The sequence below is a fragment of the Mycobacterium sp. UNC410CL29Cvi84 genome, from assembly GCF_000686745.1.
Classification (GTDB): Bacteria; Actinomycetota; Actinomycetes; order Mycobacteriales; family Mycobacteriaceae; genus Mycobacterium; species Mycobacterium mucogenicum_B.
Genome location: NZ_JMLM01000003.1, coordinates 396,693 through 413,416, shown reverse-complemented (window position 1 = coordinate 413,416; position 16,724 = coordinate 396,693). Strand labels below are relative to the sequence as shown.

Here is a 16,724-nt window from a genome sequence, read left to right as displayed (position 1 = left end):
CTAACCGGTTCAGCTGTCGAGGTTCTCCTGGCGACGCAGCTCGTCAACCTTGTCGGCGAGGTCCTTCTTGGCCTCGGGGGACAGGCCGACGGTACGAGCGGCAATGCGGCGGATGCCCTCATCGCGCATGTTGGCCAGCCAGGTCAGTTCCTTGTCGAGCTTCTCGTAGTACTCGTCGTCGGTGAAGTAGGCCGGCTTGATCCGGAAGAAGTTGGCAAGCGCCGCCATGGTCGCGACAGACGGGTTGGTCCGGTTGCCCGAACGCAGCTGCGACAGGTAGGGGGCCGACATGGTCACACCCTCGGCCTTGAGTGCGGCGATGACCTCGGCAGATGTGTGAGCGCCGCGTCCTGGCGGGTAGACGGTGTCAAACAGCCGGTTCAGCCGAGCGGCGAACGTCATGCTCATCGGTTATTCCTCCACTTAGCGATATCTGCAGGCGTCAGTGTCACTATTTGCTGACTATCGTAGCGAGAGTTGCGCCGAGAGCCAAGTGCAAACCACGGAAAACTCGGTCCAGCTACCAGATTTATCGGTTCAAACGGCTCCGAGCTGCGGTTCTGAGGGGGGATCCCAGTGCCTGCCCGTAGCCTGATGAGGCAAATTTTGACGCGTATGCTATTTTGCCCGGACCTCGACTGCACGTCGCGTCACAGTCGCTGTCGGGTGGTGGGCGATTCAGCAATCCGGCTGCGCGGCGCTCGGTGTCGTCCGAAGTGTTTGCCATCAGCGTACCGACGATTAACCGGAGCGGCGGGATGCGGCAACCGCGCGAGCTGGATGTGGAGCGCCCTCGCTCGCCGGCCCGTGACGTGGCGAAATTCGCCGATTCTTTGCTGTTAACCCACTGTTGGGTCAGGCGGCAAGCAGCATCGCCAGAATGGCGGTATCGGGGTGGCTGATGGGATCGACGCCGACCCGGCTGACCATCGAGGTGATGGTGCCGTCTGCTTCTGCCTCCACCCACGCGGCCCGGTGATCCAGTCCCAGGTAAGGCAGTCCCGGCAGGAGCAGGCACCCGGACGCGGCGCCGCGGCACTCCGGCAGCGACGGCGTCGTCTCGGCGGGCGGGTGGAGCATCAACAGCGCAGTCGGCTGATGGTCGGCGAAGTATCCGGGTGTCACCGCTGCTTCGCCAACAACGGGGCCTTCCGCGAGAACAAGGCCCACGGTGCCTGGCTGTGGATGTTCTGGCAGTTCTTCCCGTGTGCCGAAGACGGTGGTCGTTGCCAGCAACCCCGGCAGTGACGCGACTCGGACGGCGACCATCAATAGCTGGGCCCATTCTTTGGTGGAATCGGGCCACCGCCCGGACACCACGAACCCCTTCAATGCGCCGCCAGAATGGAACGGCGCAATCTCGACGGCTGGCCCAGACCTCTCCATGGCTGCCCTCCGGTACCTCAATCAGCAATCTGTCGATACGGCAGTGGATCGCTGATTCCAGGGTGCGGCAGTGACGGGTTAGCACGCAAGATGGCCCGAGTGCCAGAAGTGTCACGTGAGCCGAGAGTGGCTTCCGACTCGCGGGGTGAGAGCTTCAGTGGTAACGAGAACGGGGCGCCGCGCAACAGCGCGACGCCCCGTTACCCGGAAACGCGAGATCAGCCGAAGATCAGACCGTTGGTCTTGGTGGTGGCGGCGGCGAAGCGCTCCTGCACGTCGGCCCAGTTGACGACGTTCCAGAAAGCCTTGACGTAGTCCGCCTTGACGTTCTTGTACTGCAGGTAGAAGGCGTGCTCCCACATGTCGACCTGCAGCAGCGGGATGATGCCGAGCGGCACGTTGGCCTGCTGGTCGTACAGCTGGAAGGTCAGCAGACGGCCGCCGAGGCTGTCGTAGCCCAGCACCGCCCAGCCCGAGCCCTGCAGGCCGTTGGCGGCCGCGGTGAACTGCGCGCGGAACTTGTCGAACGAACCGAACTGGTCGTCGATGGCCGCGGCCAGCTCGCCCGTCGGCTTGTCGCCACCGTTGGGGGACAGGTTCTTCCACCAGATCGAGTGGTTGACGTGGCCGCCGAGGTGGAAGGCCAGGTTCTTCTCGTTCAGGAAGATCGCGGCGTGGTCGTCGCCGGCCCGCGCCTCTTCAAGCTTGGCCACCGCATCGTTGACGCCCTTGACGTAGGCCGCGTGGTGCTTGCTGTGGTGGATCTCGTTGATCTGACCGGAGATGTGCGGCTCCAGAGCGCCGTAGTCGTAGTCCAGTTCCGGCAGGGTGTACTCAGCCACAGGATTCCTTCCTTAGATGATCGCGTGCGGGATCAACGACCCTAGTTGGGGTTCGTCCACAGATCCCAGACCACATTGCTCCATCGCTGCGCGCACCGCAAGGACACCCCCGTAACAGGGGTGGGATCGATGCCTGTTGGGCCTTTAGACCAGAACGATCAGAACGAGCACGACGAGCAGGAACAGCGCGATGATGCCGGCGCGGACGCAGGCGACGAGTTGGCTGTGGGTGCGGGACGGGAACGCCGAATGCCACTCGGGCGAGGCGCCCGAGCCCGGACGCAACGGATGTGCCGCCATTGCATACTCCCTGACCTGCCAGAACAATCCTGAGTTCCCGATTTCGAGCGGAGTGAGGATTGTCACAACCCGATGTTGTGACGCCGATCATAACCGTTTGCCAGCGGGACGGGGAAATCGGGCGCCATCGGCGGCGGGCCGGCATCCGCGGCCCCAAAGTTACTTAGCTCGGCAAGCTTTTTCGCTCACGCCGCGTGTCGCCCTGTTGATCAACCGGGGCCAATGGCCTCTTGTTTATCCCCAGTCAATTATGCGTTCGGCTCGCTGTGGCCGGTGAGACCCGCAACGGTCGCCGCGTCGTCCTGTGGATGAACCTGTGGAAACTGTGGATAGTTCCGCGATTGCTGTCATGGTGTGCTGTGGTGGCGTGAGCGCTGCTCGTGCCAGCATGTACGCATGGACGATGTGCACGTGCCGCAGATTGACATCGATCAGTTGCCCGCCGAGTTCGACTCGGCCGCGGTTCTGCTCGACGTGCGGGAAGACGATGAGTGGGCCCGGGGCCATGCCGCAGGGGCGCAGCACATCCCGATGAGCGAGGTGCCCGCCCGGCTGGGGGAGATCGACGGAGACGCCACGCTGTACGTCATCTGCCATGCCGGCGGCCGGTCGCTGAAGGTCTCGCACTACCTGGCGCGCAACGGGTTCGAGCCGGTCAACGTCACCGGCGGGATGCTGGCCTGGGCCGGGGCCGGTCGCGCGATCGTCACCGACGACGGCGCCCCCGGCGCCGTCTGACGGGCCCGTAGGCTGGTTCCGTGATCCAGGTCTGTTCCCGGTGCTCGACGCGTTGGAACGTGCGTGATCGCCAGCGTCAGTGGTGCCCGCGCTGCCGTGGTCCGCTGCTGGCACCCGACGCGCCGACGCCGGCCGGGCAGACGAAATCGTCGCGCGGATATCGCTGGATCGCCGTCCGTCCGGGTCCGGCGCCGAAGCCGCGGCGGCACCAGCCGCCGTTGGGGCCGACCCCGCATTACGACCACATTCCGCGCTGGGGCCTGACCGAAGAGTTCACCCAGGCTCCCGAGCTGGCCGCCGAGCAGGAGCAGGCGCACCGCGGACCGTCGACCGCGGTCGTGCAGACGGTCGCGGCCATCACGATGATCGCGCTCGGCGCCGCGGCGCTGATGCACGTCGTGCGCTACGTCCTGCTGCTGATCAACCGCACCGTGCTGCTCAACCCGTGGGTGGCCCTCGCGGGCAGCTGGCTCGGCGTCGCGGCCAGCGTCGTCGCGTTGTTCGCGGTACTGGCGACGGCGATCGTCTTCACCAATTGGCTGATCGCCCGCCGCGCGGCGGCCTATCACCGCGCGGGCACCACCGAGCCACGCCGCCGCTGGGTGTTGTGGGTGGGCTGCCTCGTGCCGGTGGTCAACATGTTCCTCGCGCCGGTGTTCGTCACCGAGATGGCCACCGCCGAGAACCGGGTGAAAACGTTGCGTCGCCCGATCGGCGTCTGGTGGGCGATCTGGGCCGTGTCCGGCCTGGTTGTCGTGTGGTCCATCGTGGGCATGTTCGCGACCGACCCGCAGGGCATCGCCGACAGCACCGAGGTGACGGTCATCGCGTATCTGATGGGCATGCTGTCGCTGGCATTGGTCCTGCGCGTCTATCACGCCTTCGAGCGGACACAGGCTGACGCGCCCGCACCGCGCTGGGTCGTCCTGGATGCTGAGCAAGCCGAAGAATCAGGCGCCCAATCGGCGGTTCCGGTTGAGCCCACGCCGGAGGAACCGGCAGCATAGGACCATGGGCGTGGACGGCACTGGCGGGACGGACGGCACACGCAACAGCTCTTTCGTGGTGGCACACCGTGGCGCATCGGCCGAGCGGCCCGAGCACACGCTGGCGGCCTACGAGCTCGCACTGAGCCAGGGCGCCGACGGCCTCGAATGCGATGTCCGGCTGACGCGTGACGGGCACCTGGTGTGCGTGCACGACCGCAAGGTGGACCGCACGTCCGACAGCACCGGGCTGGTCAGCGAGATGAGCCTGGCGCAGCTGCGCGAATTGGATTACGGCGCATGGCATCCCAGCCGGGCCGACGGCGGCCAGAGTTCAGCCGGACTGCTCACCCTCGACGACCTGATCCGGCTGGCGCTGGACTGGGGGCGGCCGGTGAAGCTGTTCATCGAGACCAAGCATCCCGTGCGGTACGGCGCGCTCGTCGAGAGCAAGGTGCTCGCACTGCTGCACCGGTACGGCATCGCGGCGCCGGCCTCTGCCGACCTCGCCCGCGCCGTCGTGATGTCGTTCTCGGCGGCGGCGGTCTGGCGGATTCGCCGCGCCGCACCGATGCTGCCGACGGTGCTGCTCGGTGAGACGTCGCGGTACCTGGGCGGCAGCGCGGCGACGACGGTCGGCGCGACGGCGGTGGGCCCGTCCATCACCACGCTGCGCGAGCACCCCGAACTGGTCGACCATGCGGCCGCGCACGGGCGTGCGCTGTACTGCTGGACCGTCGACCATTACGAGGACGTGCGCTACTGCGCGGATCTCGGTGTCGGGTGGGTTGCCACCAATCACCCGGGCCGAACCAAGGACTGGTTGCAGAACGGGTTGACCGGCGCGGGCCGGGACAGCGGCCAGGACGCCGAGGCGTAACGGCTAGAGGTTGCCGCCGGCGGCCTCGGGCGCGGTCGGGTCGGCAGCACCGGCGCCGGCCAGCTCACGGGCGACGAAATCCTCGAGGTTGAACAGGTTTTCACCGGCGCGGTCGGCGATCTTCACCAGCGTGGTGATGGTCGCGACCTCTTCGACCTGTTCCTTGAGGAACCACTGCATGAACTGCTCGCCGAGGTAGTCGCCCTCTTCGCGGGCCACGCTGGCCAGCCGGCTGATCTGCTCGGTGACCACGCGTTCCTGGGTGAGCGCGAGCTTGAGGGCCTCGGTCGGCGAGGCGAAGCTGTTGCGCACCGAGTCGACGCCCGGGATCTCGACGTCGATGTCCCGGTCGAGCAGATACTTCACCAGCATCATGGCGTGATTGCGCTCTTCGACGGCCTGCGCATAGAAGTGCTTGGCGAGCTGAGGGAGGTCTTCCCCATCGAAGTAGACGGCAACCGCAATGTATTGCTGAGACGCGCCGAATTCGCTCCGAATCTGTTCTTGGAGCAGTTGGTGGAATTTCGTCTCGAGGCGCGTCACGTCGGTCATGAAAATGAAGATAGTGCAGGTCAAATGGCCTTGTCATGCAAGGTCAACCTAATTCAGGAAAGCGTATCCTTACCCGATGTGACGTATGCAATATCCATTAATTCGAATTGCTGAATGCGAATAGAGGTAAGGCTTGGCTGGCATCCGGCGGAATTACGCGGGATGAAGCCAACCCAAATGGCGGGCGGCCAACGCGTAGCCGACAAACGCCACCGCGTCGATCACGCCGTGCCCGATGATCAACGGCCACAATCGGCCGGTGCGCCGCCAGGTGTACCCGAACACCAGGCCCATCGCGATGTTGCCCAACCCGGCGCCGAACCCCTGATAGAGGTGATAGGCGCCGCGCAGCAGAGCTGACAGGACGAGCGACTTGGTCTCGGAGACGTCCAACTGGCGCAGGCGTGTCAGCAGGAACCCGACGACGATGATCTCCTCGGCCCAGGCGTTCGCGAACGCCATCAGCAGCAGCACCGGAATGCGCCACCACGTGTCGCCGAGCGTGCTCGGCACGACGTCGACGCCGATGCCCAGCGCCCGCCCGGCCACGTACAGCCCGAGCCCGGGCAGGCCGATCAGTGCGGCCAGTCCCAGGCCGCCCAGCAGATCGGGGCGCCACCGGAAGCGCCCCAGCCCGATCGCGGCGGGCCGGAAGCCGCTGCGCCACAACAGGTACAGCGCCAGGAAGCCCCAGCCGACCAGGGTGATGACCGGGCTGAGGTTGAGCAGGAAGTCGATGAAGTCGATCGGGGAGCGGCGGCGGTTGAGCGCGACCTTCTGCCCGGACAACCCGAGGATGACGGCCTCGGCCAGGCTCACGACGGCCGTGTAGGCCGACAGGCCGAACGTCACCGCCAGCACCACGGCGATCTCGAGGCGCAGCGCGCGACGTTCGGTGTGCTCCTGCTGCGGCCCGGTCATCGCAGCTACGGTAACCGGCGCTCGTCTAAGGCTGTTCGCGCGAACGGCTCATCGGCGCGCTCAGATCTTGCGCGCGCGGAGCCCGTTGAGGAACGGGCAGCCCATCAGGGTGCGGATGGCGCGGCTCAGGCTGGTGACGTCGTCGACGGGCTTGGTGAACGGCAGCCGGACGTCATGGTCGCCGTCTTCGCGTTCGATGCGCAGCTGCACGCCGTAGCGGTCCAGGCCCAGCGGGCGCACGTGCCCGTGGCGCAGCGTCACCGGCAGCCGGCTGGCGAGCCGGTCGACCATGTCGCGGTGGGCGCTCTCCATGTGCTGCACCCAGTGCGACTCCATGGCGCAGAACGGGTCGGGCCGGGCTTCCAGGAGCGCGCCGACGGGCACCGATTCGGCGCCGGTGGCGTCGGCCACCACGACGGACTCGATCTCGAGGCGGACCCAGCGTGTAGGGCGTGTCGGTTTCGCCGGCCCCTGATCCGGTGTTGACCTGGAGCAATGCCGGGTGCGGGTGCTCGGACGCGACCAGGTCGAGCATGGCCCGGACGCGGGCCGACGGTACGTCGTGGAGGCGGCCGCGGAACCAGACCAGGGAGCGCACCCGTTCGCGCAGCGGCAGGGCGGCCAGGTCGGTCAACTCCAGCATGGCGGCGACGCCACCGGTTCCGGCGGCCGTGACGGTGGCGGCGAGCAGGCCCGCGGCCGGCACGGTCAGGACGACGGAGCCGTCGGCCAGCAGGTGGTGCACCGGCGTGGTGGTCGGCGTGACGCCGTCGGCGGCCAGCGTCGCGTCAGCAGCTCGAGCGCACGCGCTGCGGACGCGTTCGGCCGTGGTCGGTGCTGCGATTGTCGTCGTGAGGTCGCGCATGTCCCGCCTTCGCTAGTAAGTGAGGTAAGCCTAAGTTAACTATCGCTGGGTGTTGGCGCAAGGCCTATCGAAAGGACCGCGTCGCGGGCTCTGGCCGACCGGCAGCCAGTAGGGTTGCGGCGTGGCACGCATCGCCTATCTCGGGCCGCAAGGCACCTTCACTGAAGCGGCCATGCTGCAGTTGGTCGCCGGCGACCCGGATTTCGAACCCGTCGCCTGCGACAGCTCGAGCGCGGCCGTGGAAGCCGTCCGGACGGGCGCCGCGGACTACGCGTGTGTGCCGATCGAGAACTCCATCGAGGGCTCGGTGCTGCCGACCATGGACAGCCTGTCGTCCGGCAGTGGGGTGCAGATTTTCGCCGAGCACACGCTCGACGTCGCGTTCAGCATCGTCGTCCGGCCCGGGGTAACCGCCGATGCGGTGTCGACGATCGCGGCGTTCCCCGTGGCCGCGGCCCAGGTCCGCCGCTGGCTGGCCGACCGGTTGCCGCACGCCACCGTGGTCCCCGCGATCTCCAATGCCGGTGCGGCGCAGCAGGTTTCCGAGGGTCTGGTGGACGCCGGCGTCAGTACCGCCCTCGCGGCCGCGCGGTGGAAACTGGACTCGCTGGCCGACGGTGTGGTCGACGAGCCCAACGCCAGAACGCGCTTCGTGCTCGTCGGCCGTCCCGGCCCGCCGCCGCCGCGCACCGGCGCCGACCGGACGTCCGTCGTCCTGCGGTTGCGCAACGAACCGGGTGCTCTGGTCTCGGCGATGACCGAGTTCTCGATCCGCGACATCGATCTGACCCGCATCGAATCTCGGCCCACCAGAACGGAATTGGGCACCTATATCTTTTTCCTGGATTGTGTCGGACATATCGATGACGCGCCGGTCGCCGAGGCGCTGAAGGCGCTGCACCGGCGCGTGGCCGACGTGCGGTACCTCGGTTCGTGGCCGACCGGGGTGGCTGCCGGCGCGGTGCCGCCGGTCACCGATGAGGCGACGCAGTGGTTGGCGGGGTTGAGAGAGGGGCAACGCGGATGAGTGGCCGTTTGGTTCTGGTGCGGCACGGGCAGTCGGAGGCGAACGTCGCCAAGCGGCTGGACACCCGGCCGCCGGGGGCGGCGCTGACCCAGCTCGGCCGGCAGCAGGCGCGTGATTTCGGGATCGACTGGGCACATCCCGTCGGCCTGGTGGTGCATTCGGTCGCGGCGCGCGCCCAGCAGACCGCCGCCGAGATCGCGGACGGGTTGGGCCTCGATCCGGTCGAGGCGCACGGTATCCACGAGGTGCAGGTCGGCGATCTGGAAGACCGCAGCGACGCGGCCGCCATCGAGCAGTTCGACGCCATCTACGAGGAGTGGCAGCGCGGCAAGCTGGATGTCGCCATGCCCGGCGGCGAGACGGGCCGCGAGGTGCTGGACCGGTATGTGCCGGTACTGACGAACCTGCGGGTGCGCAGCCTCGACGATCACGACTGGGTCGGCGACATCGTCGTGGTGAGCCACGGCGCGGCGATCCGGCTCGTCGCGGCCCAATTGGCCGGTGTGGACGCCGATTTCGCGTTGGAGCACCATCTGCTCAACGCCGAATGCGTGGTGCTCAGCCCGATCACCGACGGACGGTGGAGCTGCGTGCAGTGGGGCGCGAAGACGCCGCCGTTCTACCCGGGGCACGACCCCGAAGCGCCGCCGGCGCCCGACCCGATGGCCTGACTATCCCGCGGCGCGCAGGCCCATCGCGGGCTCCGCGCAGCCACACCCGATCACGTCGCAGTCGATGCGCAGCGTGTGTTCGGATTCGGGCAGTGCGCACGTCTCGTCGGTGCATTCGGCCGGCAGGCCCACGTGCACGATGACCGTGCCGTGGCAGTGCGCCAGCCCATCCACGCAATTGCGGCAGGTGGTGCTCATGAACTCTGTTGTAGCACCGCGGTCCGACAAACCCGCGGTGCCGCGCTGCTCAGCCCCAGCCCAACTCGTGCAGTCGCTCGTCGTCGATGCCGAAGTGGTGGGCGATTTCGTGGATCACCGTGATGGCGACCTCGTCGACGACCTCCTCCTCGGAGTCGCACATGTCGAGCAGGGCGTCGCGGTAGATCGTGACGGTGTCCGGCAGCGCGCCCGCGTAGAAGGAATCTCGTTCGGTGAGGGCGACGCCCTCGTACAGGCCCAGGATGCCGGGATCGTCCGGGTTGCGCGGCTGGACGAGTACCACGACGTTGTCGAGCGCCGCGGCGAGCCGGGGCGGGATCAGGTCGAGCGCGTCGGACACCAGTTCCTCGAAGCGCTGCTGCCCCATGCGGACCGGCATGGCTACGGAGCGGGCGCCGGCACCGCCGGTCCCGGGGGCGCACCCGCACCCACAGGTCCGGCCGGCGGCGCCGGGGCGGGCGCCTCTTCGAGCGGCGGGCCGTCGAGCGGCGCGCCGAAACCGGGCGGCGGCGCGGGAGCGGGCGGCGGGCCGTTGAGGAACGTGTTGCCCTGCTGCTGCTGAGGGGTGCCGGGCGTGGTGTTGCCGTGCTGGTTGGAGGTGTCCGTCTGGCCCGGCATGTGCTGGTTGCCCTGCGGGGACTGCGAGGTCTGCTGGCCGCGCTGGTTCTGGCCCGACTGGCTGGACGAACCGGACTGCGAACCCTGCGACGAGGACGACGACGAGCTCTGCGACGACGTGTCCACCGGCGGTTCGATGACCGGGATCGGCGGCAGGTTCAGTCGTTCCTCCGGGATGGCCGGCGGTGCGACGGGCGACTGCCCGTTGACCAGCAGCGGTCCCTTGGCGCTGTTGACCAGCGTCGACCAGCCGCCGTTGCCGAGCGACGACCCGATGCTGCACGACACCTGACGGCTGCCGGCGGTCCAGCTGGGCAGCGCGATGGAACTGTAGATCAGCGTCAGCGTGGTGGCGCGCAGCTGCACCGGGGCCAGGTACTCATCGGTGGCCTTGGTGCAGGAGTCCTTGATGTACGCGAGCTGGTCGGGCTCGGCCGGCATGACGTCGTGGTACTTGTCGGCGAGGTTGACCGCGCCGGTGACCTCCATGGCGTGCGGCGCCGAGCAGTCGACGGGGATGTCGATGGGCTGGTTGGTCGCCGGGTCGATGCCGAGGCACGTGCCGGCCGGCCACACCTTGGACTGGTCGACGTCGGCGACCTTGCCCTTGTAGGCCAGCTGCTGGCTGTTCGGGCCGAGCAACTGCAGGCCGCACAGCATGCGGCGCTGGCCCTTGGTCTTCCAGGCCTTGTCGCCGGACCAGACCAGGCTCACCGCGAACTTGCCGTTGGGGTCGTAGCGCGGGCCGAGGTAGTCGCGTGCGGCGTTCTGGCACTGCTCCTGGCTGATCTGTTTGATCCGGGCGTCCGACGGCGGCGCCGCATCGGGGCCGTATTCACTGCCCGGGAACGTCCGCATGTCCAGGGACTCGGCAACCTCGAAGCGGTGCTCGTTCTTGCAGTCGACGATCTCGACGGCGTCCGGCGAGCGATCCGGCCAGTTCAGGCAGTCGCCGGGCTTGGCGTGGTCGAGGGTGTCGCTGACGCGGCCGGCATTGACGCGGCCGGTGTTGAAGCCGAGCCCGGTCGGGCCGAGCGAACCTTCCGGCATGACGGTGAGGACACCGGCGATGAGCAGTCCGCCGAGCGCGGTGAGGACGAGCGCGCGCTGCGTCCCGGTGACATGCATGCCGTGCATGCGCTGCCGCCAGGTGGTCGTCGTCTTCGGCGCGTCTGGGGGTGTGTCCGGGCCCAGCTCGATTGCCGCGGGTGCGTCCAACATCGGTTCCATTGTGACAGCCGCTGCTGGAGCTGTGACAAGAGTTGCAGTTGTACCGTTATGTGGTTGTGGCCAGGCGCCGCTAATGGCCCTCGACATTCCACGGCCGCGACGACAAAAGTAGTCTGACGCCCGTGATCGACCTCAAGCTGTTGCGCGAAGATCCGGACCGGGTGCGGGCGTCGCAGCGGTCCCGTGGCGAAGACCCCGGCCTCGTGGATGCGCTGCTGGACGCTGACGCGGCCCGGCGCGCCGCCATCGCCGAGGCGGACACCGCACGGGCCAACCAGAAGTCGGCGAGCAAGCTCGTCGGCGCGGCCTCGCCGGAAGAGCGGCCCGCACTGCTGGAGAAGGCCAAGGAACTGTCCGCGGCGATCAAGGACATCGAGGCCCGTCAGGCCGAGGCCGAGGCGGCGTTCACCGCCGCGCACCTGGCCATCGGCAACGTCATCATCGACGGCGTGCCCGCCGGCGGCGAGAGCGACTTCGAGGTGCTGGATGTCGTCGGCACGCCGACGGAGATCGAGAACCCCAAGGACCACCTGGAACTGGGCGAGGCCCTCGGCCTGCTCGACATGGAGCGCGGCGCCAAGGTGTCGGGCTCGCGGTTCTACTTCCTGACCGGCCAGGGCGCCCTGCTGCAGCTCGGCCTGCTGCAGCTCGCCGTGCGGCTGGCCACCGAGAACGGGTTCACCCTGATGATCCCGCCGGTGCTGGTACGCCCGGAAGTCATGCGCGGCACCGGATTCCTCGGCGCGCACGCCGACGAGATCTACCGGCTCGAGGCCGACGACCTGTACCTCGTCGGGACCTCCGAGGTGCCGCTGGCCGGCTACCACTCCGACGAAATCCTGGACCTGTCCGCGGGCCCGCTGCGGTACGCCGGCTGGTCGTCTTGCTTCCGCCGCGAGGCCGGCAGCTACGGCAAGGACACCCGCGGCATCATCCGCGTGCACCAGTTCGACAAGGTCGAGGCCTTCATCTACTGCAAGCCCGAGGACGCCGAGGCCGAGCACCAGAAGCTGCTCGCCTGGCAGCGGCAGATGCTGGCCCTGATCGAGGTGCCCTACCGCGTGATCGACGTCGCGGCAGGCGATCTCGGTTCGTCGGCGGCCCGCAAGTACGACTGCGAGGCCTGGGTGCCGACGCAGCAGGCCTACCGCGAGCTGACGTCGACCTCGAACTGCACGACGTTCCAGGCCCGGCGCCTGTCCACCCGCTACCGCGACGAGAACGGCAAGCCGCAGACGGCGGCGACCCTCAACGGCACGCTCGCCACGACCCGCTGGCTGGTCGCGATCCTGGAGAACCACCAGCAGCCCGACGGCAGTGTCCGGGTGCCCGAGGCGTTGGTGCCGTACGTCGGCACCTCGGTGTTACAGCCCAAGTAAGAGAACCACGTCGGCGGGGGCATGACGGTGGCACAACCGGTTCGGGTGACGGTGCTCGGTCCGGTGCGGGCGTGGGTCGGTGACGACCCGGTGGACCTGGGCGCGCGCATGCAGCGGGCGCTGCTGGCCCGGTTGGTGGCGGCCCGCGGGCACACGGTGTCGGTCGACCGGCTCATCCACGACCTGTGGGAGGGCGAACCGCCGCCCAAGGCGCTGTCGGCGCTGCAGGTCTACGTCTCGCATCTGCGCCGGGTGCTCGAACCCGGCCGGCAGCGCCGGGCTCCGGCCCGCATACTGGTCAGCGCCGCGCCCGGATACTGCCTGCGGTTGCCGGACGACGCCGTCGACGCCTGGTTCTTCGAATCGAAAGTGACTGCGGCGCAAGTTGAATCAAATCCGGTGCGGCGTGCCCAGCTGCTCGACGAGGCGCTGGCCGGCTGGGCCGGCGAGCCGTTCGCCGGGGCCGGTGACGCCTTGTGGGCGGTGCCGGAGGTGTCCCGGCTGACCGAACTCCGGTCGGCCGCGGTGGAAGGTCAGGCGGCCGCGCACGTCGAGCTCGGCCGGTACGGCACCGCGGTCGCGGCGTTGGAGGGGCACGTCGCCGCGCATCCGGGACGGGAAGGCGCCGCCGCGGTCCTGGCGACCGCCCTGTACCGCACGGGCCGGCAGGCCGACGCGCTCGAGGTGCTCCGGCGCACCCGCGAGCACCTGATCGACGAGCTGGGTCTCGAGCCCGGCCGCGCCCTGCGTGATCTCGAGCGCGACATCCTGCGGCAGGCCGACCATCTGGAACCGTCGCGGCCCGCGCCCTTCCGGGCGACGGCGCCGGAGGTTCCGGACGCGGCGCCGCGCGAACCGGCGGGCCTCGTCGCGTACGGCCGGGCCGAGGAGCTCGCGGCCATCGACGCCGCGGCACGCAGCGTCGACACCGGTGCCAGTGCGGTGCTGTGGATCGGCGGCGAGGCGGGCTCCGGCAAGACCACGCTCGCGGCGGCCGCCGCGGCCCGGCTGCGCGCGGCCGGCTGGCGGACCGTGCACGGCCGGTGCCAGGAGGTCCACGGCGCGCCGGCGGGGTGGGCGTGGACCGAGGTGCTCCGGGAGCTGGTCGACGCGACGGACCAGGACCGGCAGGCGCTGGCCCCGCTGCTGCACGACGGCGCCGCGGCCGATCAGGGCACGTTCTGGCTCGGGCAGGCGGTCGCCGACGCCCTGAGCGCCGTCGCCGACCAGCAGCCGCTGGCCGTCGTCCTCGACGACCTGCACCGCACCGACGGCCTCACGCTGGAGCTGTTGCGCCTCGTCGCCGACCGCATCCAGGACCGCCGCGTGCTGGTCATCGCGACGTACCGCCCGTCGGAGGATCGCGGCGAACTCGAGGTGGCGCGGGCGGCGCTGACGGTGCACACGTCGGCGCACCTGATCCTCGGCGGCCTGGACGCCGCGGCCACCGCCGCCGTCGCCGCCGACTGCGGACTGACGACCAGCGGCGAGGCGCTTCGCCTGCTGCGCGAACGGACCGGCGGCAACCCGCTGTTCGTGCGGGAACTGGCCCGGCTGATGGCCGCCGAGGGGCCCGACGCGGTGTGGGCGTCGGTGCCGGTCGGGGTGCGCGACGTGCTGCGGCGCCGGCTCGCCCGGCTGCCCGGCCCGACGGTCACCGCACTGCGCCAGGCCGCCGTGCTGGGCCGCGACATCGACGTCGACCTGCTGGCCGAGCTGGGCCGGAGTGATCCCGACGATCTGCTCGACGCCCTGGAACCGGCCGTGCTGCTGGGCCTGCTCGACGAGCCGACGCCCGGCCGGCTGCAGTTCGCGCACGGGCTGGTCCGCGACACCCTCTACGAGGACACCTCGAAACTGCGTCGGTCCCGGCTGCATGCCGCGGCGCTGGAGCTGCTGCGCGCACCCGGCCGCTCGGTCGACCAGGCCGCGCTGGCGCACCATGCCGTCGCCTCGGCAACCGCGGAAACCGCTTCGGCCGCAGCCGATTTCGCGACCGCCGCGGCGCGTGACGCGGGTTCGGTCGGCGCCCACGCCGAAGCGGCCCGGCAGTGGCGCGCCGCGGTCCAGATGCTCGAACTCGCCGCCAGCCGGCAGCTCGCGCCGAGCGTGGCGATGCTGGATCAGGACATCGAGGTCCGCTGCGGCCTGATCGCCGCGCTCGCGCAGTCCGGCGACGCCGTCACCGCGCGCAGCGAGATGAAGTGCGCGCTGCAGCTGGTGTCGGGCCGGTCGCGCGACGATCTGGTGGTGCGCATCCTCACCGCGTGGGACACCCCGCTGGTGTGGCGCGACCGCGAGTACGACGAATCCGACGGCCAGATGATCGGGCTGCTGCGGCACGTGCTGGCCGGCTCCGGGGTGACGGCCGCGGACCGCATCCGGCTGCTGAAGGCGCTCTACGTCGAGCTGGAGGGCAACGACCCGGAGGGCGCGTTGGCCGCCAGCACCGAGATGCTCGCGCTGGCGCGGCAGGTGTTCGCCGACGATCCGGGGACGGGCCGGCTGCTGTGCACCGCGCTCAACGTGCACGCCTTCTGTGCTCTCGGCCCCGACCTGGACGCCGAGCGCGACGTCCTCGCCGCCGAACTGCTGCAGACCGCAGAGGCCGCCGAGCAGGCCGACTACCAGGCGGTGGCGCACTGGCTGCTGTCGCTGGCCGCCGGCAACCGCTCCGACCTGGCGACGGCCAAGCGCCACGTCGACCTCGCGGTGGCGCGCGCGAGCACCGGCCAGCTGGTCCATCTGCTCGGTGTGCTGGGCCTGTTCCAGGCCCGGATGTACCTCCTTGCCGGCCGGCTGGAGGAGGCGGTGAGCGCCTACACCGACCTGGCCGCGCGGATGGCCGAAAACGGCGCCGCCAACGGCGCGAAGCTGGCGATGGTCGGCCGGGTGACGGGTGAGTTCTGCCTCGGCGACCTGGGCACCCTGGCCGACGAGCTGGTGTTCTTCTACCGCGAGATATCGGTCGCCGCGCTGGACGCGGCGGTACTGGCGTTGGTCGCGCGGGGCCGCGAGGCCGAGGCCCGGGCGCTCTGGCCGGACCGCAAGCCGATCGAGCGGGCCTACTTCTGGGTGCCGTTCACCGTGCTGCGGGTAAATGCCGCGGCGGCGATGGGTGACCTCGACGAGGTGCGGGCCCGCGCGGCCGAGCTCGAGCGCTACTCCGGCAGCATCGCCGGGCTCGGGGTCGACGGGCTCATGGTCGGGCCCGTCGACGACGCGCTGGCCGCGGCCGCCGAGGCGCTGGGCCGGCCCGACGACGCCCGCGCCTACCGCAAGGCCGCCGAGGCGCTGCGGTCCCGGCTCGCGGCCGAGGCGCTGAGTTTCATCGACTAGTCGGCCAGGGCCTCGAGCCGGCTCTCCGCGAGGTCGCCGAAGACGGTGCGCACCACGCGCCGGTGCCGGAACATCAGCACCGCGAGGAAGGCTCGCAACCCGATGCTCAGCTTGCCCGCCATCGAGGCGCGCTCGTCGTCGGTCATCACGGCCAGCGAGCGCGGGCCGTCGAACGACATCCGGCTGCCGGCGCGGGCGGCCGCCTCCACGTCCTCCCAGTCGTCCACCGACACGTGCTCGGTGATCAGGGGGAACAGGTCGAGTTCTTCGTCGTTGATGTGCTCGGTCAGCAGCGCGGTGAGTTCGGCCAGTTCGAACGCCATCAGGAACGCGACCTTGCGGTCACCGTTGGACAGCCGGAACGCCGCGGCGCGGGCCCGCAGCTGATCCAGGCGCGGATCCAGCGCGGCGTGATCGTCGGTGAGTTCGCTCAGGTCGAGGTGAGCACCGACGCTGGCCTGGATGACCGGCCACAGCACGGTGTCCTCGGTGCTGTGGTGGTGATGGATCGAGTCGCACAGCATCTCGATGTACTGCGAGATGGCGCGGGCCCGGGCGGGCGTGCAGATGATGTCGCGGTCGCGCACGGCCTTGGCGAGCTCGGTGAGCCGGACCAGGTCGACGAGCATGGCGCGGTGCGCCAGCGTGATGCCCAGCAGGTCGGGCCTGGGCTCGCCGGCCTGGCGGGGTGCGACGCTGACGACGGGGACGGAGGTGGGCACAGCAGACTCCTCATGATCGGTTGTGCACAGCCTGGTGCCCGTGACTTAA

The 16,724-nt window shown here is 69.5% G+C and carries 17 protein-coding genes and 1 pseudogene; 7 read left to right on the top strand and 11 right to left on the bottom strand.

All coding sequences use genetic code 11. The features are described 5' to 3' along the window. Nucleotides 1–9: 9 nt before the first annotated feature. From BR47_RS0107995 to BR47_RS33480, 4 genes are all read right to left on the bottom strand, one after another. Nucleotides 10–408: a helix-turn-helix domain-containing protein gene (locus BR47_RS0107995; RefSeq protein ID WP_020099577.1), complete on the bottom strand. Its 399-nt coding sequence runs from the start codon at nucleotides 406–408 to the stop codon at nucleotides 10–12. Nucleotides 409–855: 447 nt separating this feature from the next. Then, complete coding sequence (locus BR47_RS0107990; protein ID WP_029119158.1) at nucleotides 856–1,386, bottom strand: hypothetical protein; 531 nt, start codon at nucleotides 1,384–1,386, stop codon at nucleotides 856–858. Nucleotides 1,387–1,604: 218 nt separating this feature from the next. Beyond that, nucleotides 1,605–2,228: a superoxide dismutase gene (locus BR47_RS0107985; RefSeq protein ID WP_020099575.1), complete on the bottom strand. Its 624-nt coding sequence runs from the start codon at nucleotides 2,226–2,228 to the stop codon at nucleotides 1,605–1,607. A gap of 144 nt (nucleotides 2,229–2,372) precedes the next feature. Beyond that, the gene (locus BR47_RS33480) at nucleotides 2,373–2,528 is read right to left on the bottom strand and encodes a hypothetical protein (protein WP_020099574.1); all 156 of its coding nucleotides are present in this window, start codon (nucleotides 2,526–2,528) and stop codon (nucleotides 2,373–2,375) included. 396 nt (nucleotides 2,529–2,924) lie between these two features. Between BR47_RS33480 and BR47_RS0107975 the strand changes: the two genes are divergently transcribed. The 3 genes from BR47_RS0107975 to BR47_RS0107965 are packed head-to-tail and all read left to right on the top strand — an operon-like array spanning nucleotide 2,925 to nucleotide 5,132. Further along, nucleotides 2,925–3,266: a rhodanese-like domain-containing protein gene (locus tag BR47_RS0107975; protein ID WP_029119157.1), complete on the top strand. Its 342-nt coding sequence runs from the start codon at nucleotides 2,925–2,927 to the stop codon at nucleotides 3,264–3,266. Nucleotides 3,267–3,286: 20 nt separating this feature from the next. After that, nucleotides 3,287–4,273 carry a DUF4328 domain-containing protein gene (locus BR47_RS0107970; RefSeq protein WP_029119156.1) on the top strand — a complete coding sequence of 329 codons (987 nt, stop codon included), beginning with the start codon at nucleotides 3,287–3,289 and terminating at the stop codon, nucleotides 4,271–4,273. Nucleotides 4,274–4,277: 4 nt separating this feature from the next. After that, a complete protein-coding gene (locus tag BR47_RS0107965; RefSeq protein WP_029119155.1) occupies nucleotides 4,278–5,132 on the top strand; it encodes a glycerophosphodiester phosphodiesterase in 855 nt (284 codons plus the stop codon). 3 nt (nucleotides 5,133–5,135) lie between these two features. Here BR47_RS0107965 and BR47_RS0107960 read toward each other — a convergent pair whose 3' ends face one another. The 3 genes and pseudogenes from BR47_RS0107960 to BR47_RS29995 all read right to left on the bottom strand — a co-directional run bounded on the left by BR47_RS0107960 (nucleotide 5,136) and on the right by BR47_RS29995 (nucleotide 7,470). Next, nucleotides 5,136–5,684, bottom strand: coding sequence for a ferritin (locus BR47_RS0107960; RefSeq protein WP_020099570.1), 549 nt, complete (start codon nucleotides 5,682–5,684; stop codon nucleotides 5,136–5,138). A 153-nt stretch (nucleotides 5,685–5,837) separates the two neighbouring features. Then, nucleotides 5,838–6,605 (bottom strand): CPBP family intramembrane glutamic endopeptidase, encoded by a 768-nt coding sequence (locus BR47_RS0107955; RefSeq protein WP_020099569.1) that lies wholly within the window; start codon nucleotides 6,603–6,605, stop codon nucleotides 5,838–5,840. 60 nt (nucleotides 6,606–6,665) lie between these two features. Next, a pseudogene (locus tag BR47_RS29995) lies at nucleotides 6,666–7,470 on the bottom strand (DUF2470 domain-containing protein). Nucleotides 7,471–7,591: 121 nt separating this feature from the next. Between BR47_RS29995 and pheA the strand changes: the two are divergent. Together pheA and BR47_RS0107940 are read left to right on the top strand one after the other, a co-directional pair. Then, a complete protein-coding gene (pheA, locus tag BR47_RS0107945) occupies nucleotides 7,592–8,497 on the top strand; it encodes a prephenate dehydratase (protein ID WP_020099567.1) in 906 nt (301 codons plus the stop codon). Then, nucleotides 8,494–9,168: a histidine phosphatase family protein gene (locus BR47_RS0107940; RefSeq protein ID WP_020099566.1), complete on the top strand. Its 675-nt coding sequence runs from the start codon at nucleotides 8,494–8,496 to the stop codon at nucleotides 9,166–9,168. Before pheA ends, BR47_RS0107940 begins: the two co-directional genes overlap by 4 nt. On the opposite strand, the gene BR47_RS0107935 is transcribed toward BR47_RS0107940, so the two are convergent. From BR47_RS0107935 to BR47_RS0107925, 3 genes are read right to left on the bottom strand one after another with little or no spacing between them, the layout of a single operon-like run. Beyond that, nucleotides 9,169–9,366 (bottom strand): hypothetical protein, encoded by a 198-nt coding sequence (locus tag BR47_RS0107935; protein ID WP_020099565.1) that lies wholly within the window; start codon nucleotides 9,364–9,366, stop codon nucleotides 9,169–9,171. A 49-nt stretch (nucleotides 9,367–9,415) separates the two neighbouring features. Then, complete coding sequence (locus BR47_RS0107930; RefSeq protein ID WP_020099564.1) at nucleotides 9,416–9,766, bottom strand: metallopeptidase family protein; 351 nt, start codon at nucleotides 9,764–9,766, stop codon at nucleotides 9,416–9,418. Between the two features lie 2 nt (nucleotides 9,767–9,768). Then, the gene (locus tag BR47_RS0107925) at nucleotides 9,769–11,235 is read right to left on the bottom strand and encodes a septum formation family protein (RefSeq protein WP_029119154.1); all 1,467 of its coding nucleotides are present in this window, start codon (nucleotides 11,233–11,235) and stop codon (nucleotides 9,769–9,771) included. A gap of 122 nt (nucleotides 11,236–11,357) precedes the next feature. Here BR47_RS0107925 and serS point away from each other — a divergent pair, with 122 nt between their 5' ends. Both serS and BR47_RS0107915 read left to right on the top strand, forming a co-directional pair. Then, the gene (gene serS, locus BR47_RS0107920) at nucleotides 11,358–12,614 is read left to right on the top strand and encodes a serine--tRNA ligase (RefSeq protein WP_029119153.1); all 1,257 of its coding nucleotides are present in this window, start codon (nucleotides 11,358–11,360) and stop codon (nucleotides 12,612–12,614) included. 21 nt (nucleotides 12,615–12,635) lie between these two features. Further along, nucleotides 12,636–15,953 (top strand): ATP-binding protein, encoded by a 3,318-nt coding sequence (locus tag BR47_RS0107915; protein WP_029119152.1) that lies wholly within the window; start codon nucleotides 12,636–12,638, stop codon nucleotides 15,951–15,953. On the opposite strand, the gene BR47_RS29990 is transcribed toward BR47_RS0107915, so the two are convergent. After that, a complete protein-coding gene (locus BR47_RS29990; protein ID WP_036426902.1) occupies nucleotides 15,950–16,675 on the bottom strand; it encodes a hemerythrin domain-containing protein in 726 nt (241 codons plus the stop codon). The two genes, BR47_RS0107915 and BR47_RS29990, sit on opposite strands and share 4 nt — an antisense overlap. Nucleotides 16,676–16,724: the final 49 nt, after the last annotated feature.

Excerpts from the sequence above, each read along its gene's own strand:
- BR47_RS0107915 (WP_029119152.1), top strand. The coding sequence starts at position 12,636 with ATGACGGTGGCACAACCGGTTCGGGTGACGGTGCTCGGTCCGGTGCGG.
- BR47_RS0107925 (WP_029119154.1), bottom strand. The coding sequence starts at position 11,235 with ATGGAACCGATGTTGGACGCACCCGCGGCAATCGAGCTGGGCCCGGAC.
- BR47_RS0107995 (WP_020099577.1), bottom strand. The coding sequence starts at position 408 with ATGAGCATGACGTTCGCCGCTCGGCTGAACCGGCTGTTTGACACCGTC.
- BR47_RS0107955 (WP_020099569.1), bottom strand. The coding sequence starts at position 6,605 with ATGACCGGGCCGCAGCAGGAGCACACCGAACGTCGCGCGCTGCGCCTC.
- BR47_RS0107960 (WP_020099570.1), bottom strand. The coding sequence starts at position 5,684 with ATGACCGACGTGACGCGCCTCGAGACGAAATTCCACCAACTGCTCCAA.
- BR47_RS0107930 (WP_020099564.1), bottom strand. The coding sequence starts at position 9,766 with ATGCCGGTCCGCATGGGGCAGCAGCGCTTCGAGGAACTGGTGTCCGAC.
- BR47_RS0107935 (WP_020099565.1), bottom strand. The coding sequence starts at position 9,366 with ATGAGCACCACCTGCCGCAATTGCGTGGATGGGCTGGCGCACTGCCAC.
- BR47_RS0107990 (WP_029119158.1), bottom strand. The coding sequence starts at position 1,386 with ATGGAGAGGTCTGGGCCAGCCGTCGAGATTGCGCCGTTCCATTCTGGC.
- BR47_RS33480 (WP_020099574.1), bottom strand. The coding sequence starts at position 2,528 with ATGGCGGCACATCCGTTGCGTCCGGGCTCGGGCGCCTCGCCCGAGTGG.
- BR47_RS0107940 (WP_020099566.1), top strand. The coding sequence starts at position 8,494 with ATGAGTGGCCGTTTGGTTCTGGTGCGGCACGGGCAGTCGGAGGCGAAC.
- BR47_RS0107965 (WP_029119155.1), top strand. The coding sequence starts at position 4,278 with ATGGGCGTGGACGGCACTGGCGGGACGGACGGCACACGCAACAGCTCT.
- BR47_RS0107975 (WP_029119157.1), top strand. The coding sequence starts at position 2,925 with ATGGACGATGTGCACGTGCCGCAGATTGACATCGATCAGTTGCCCGCC.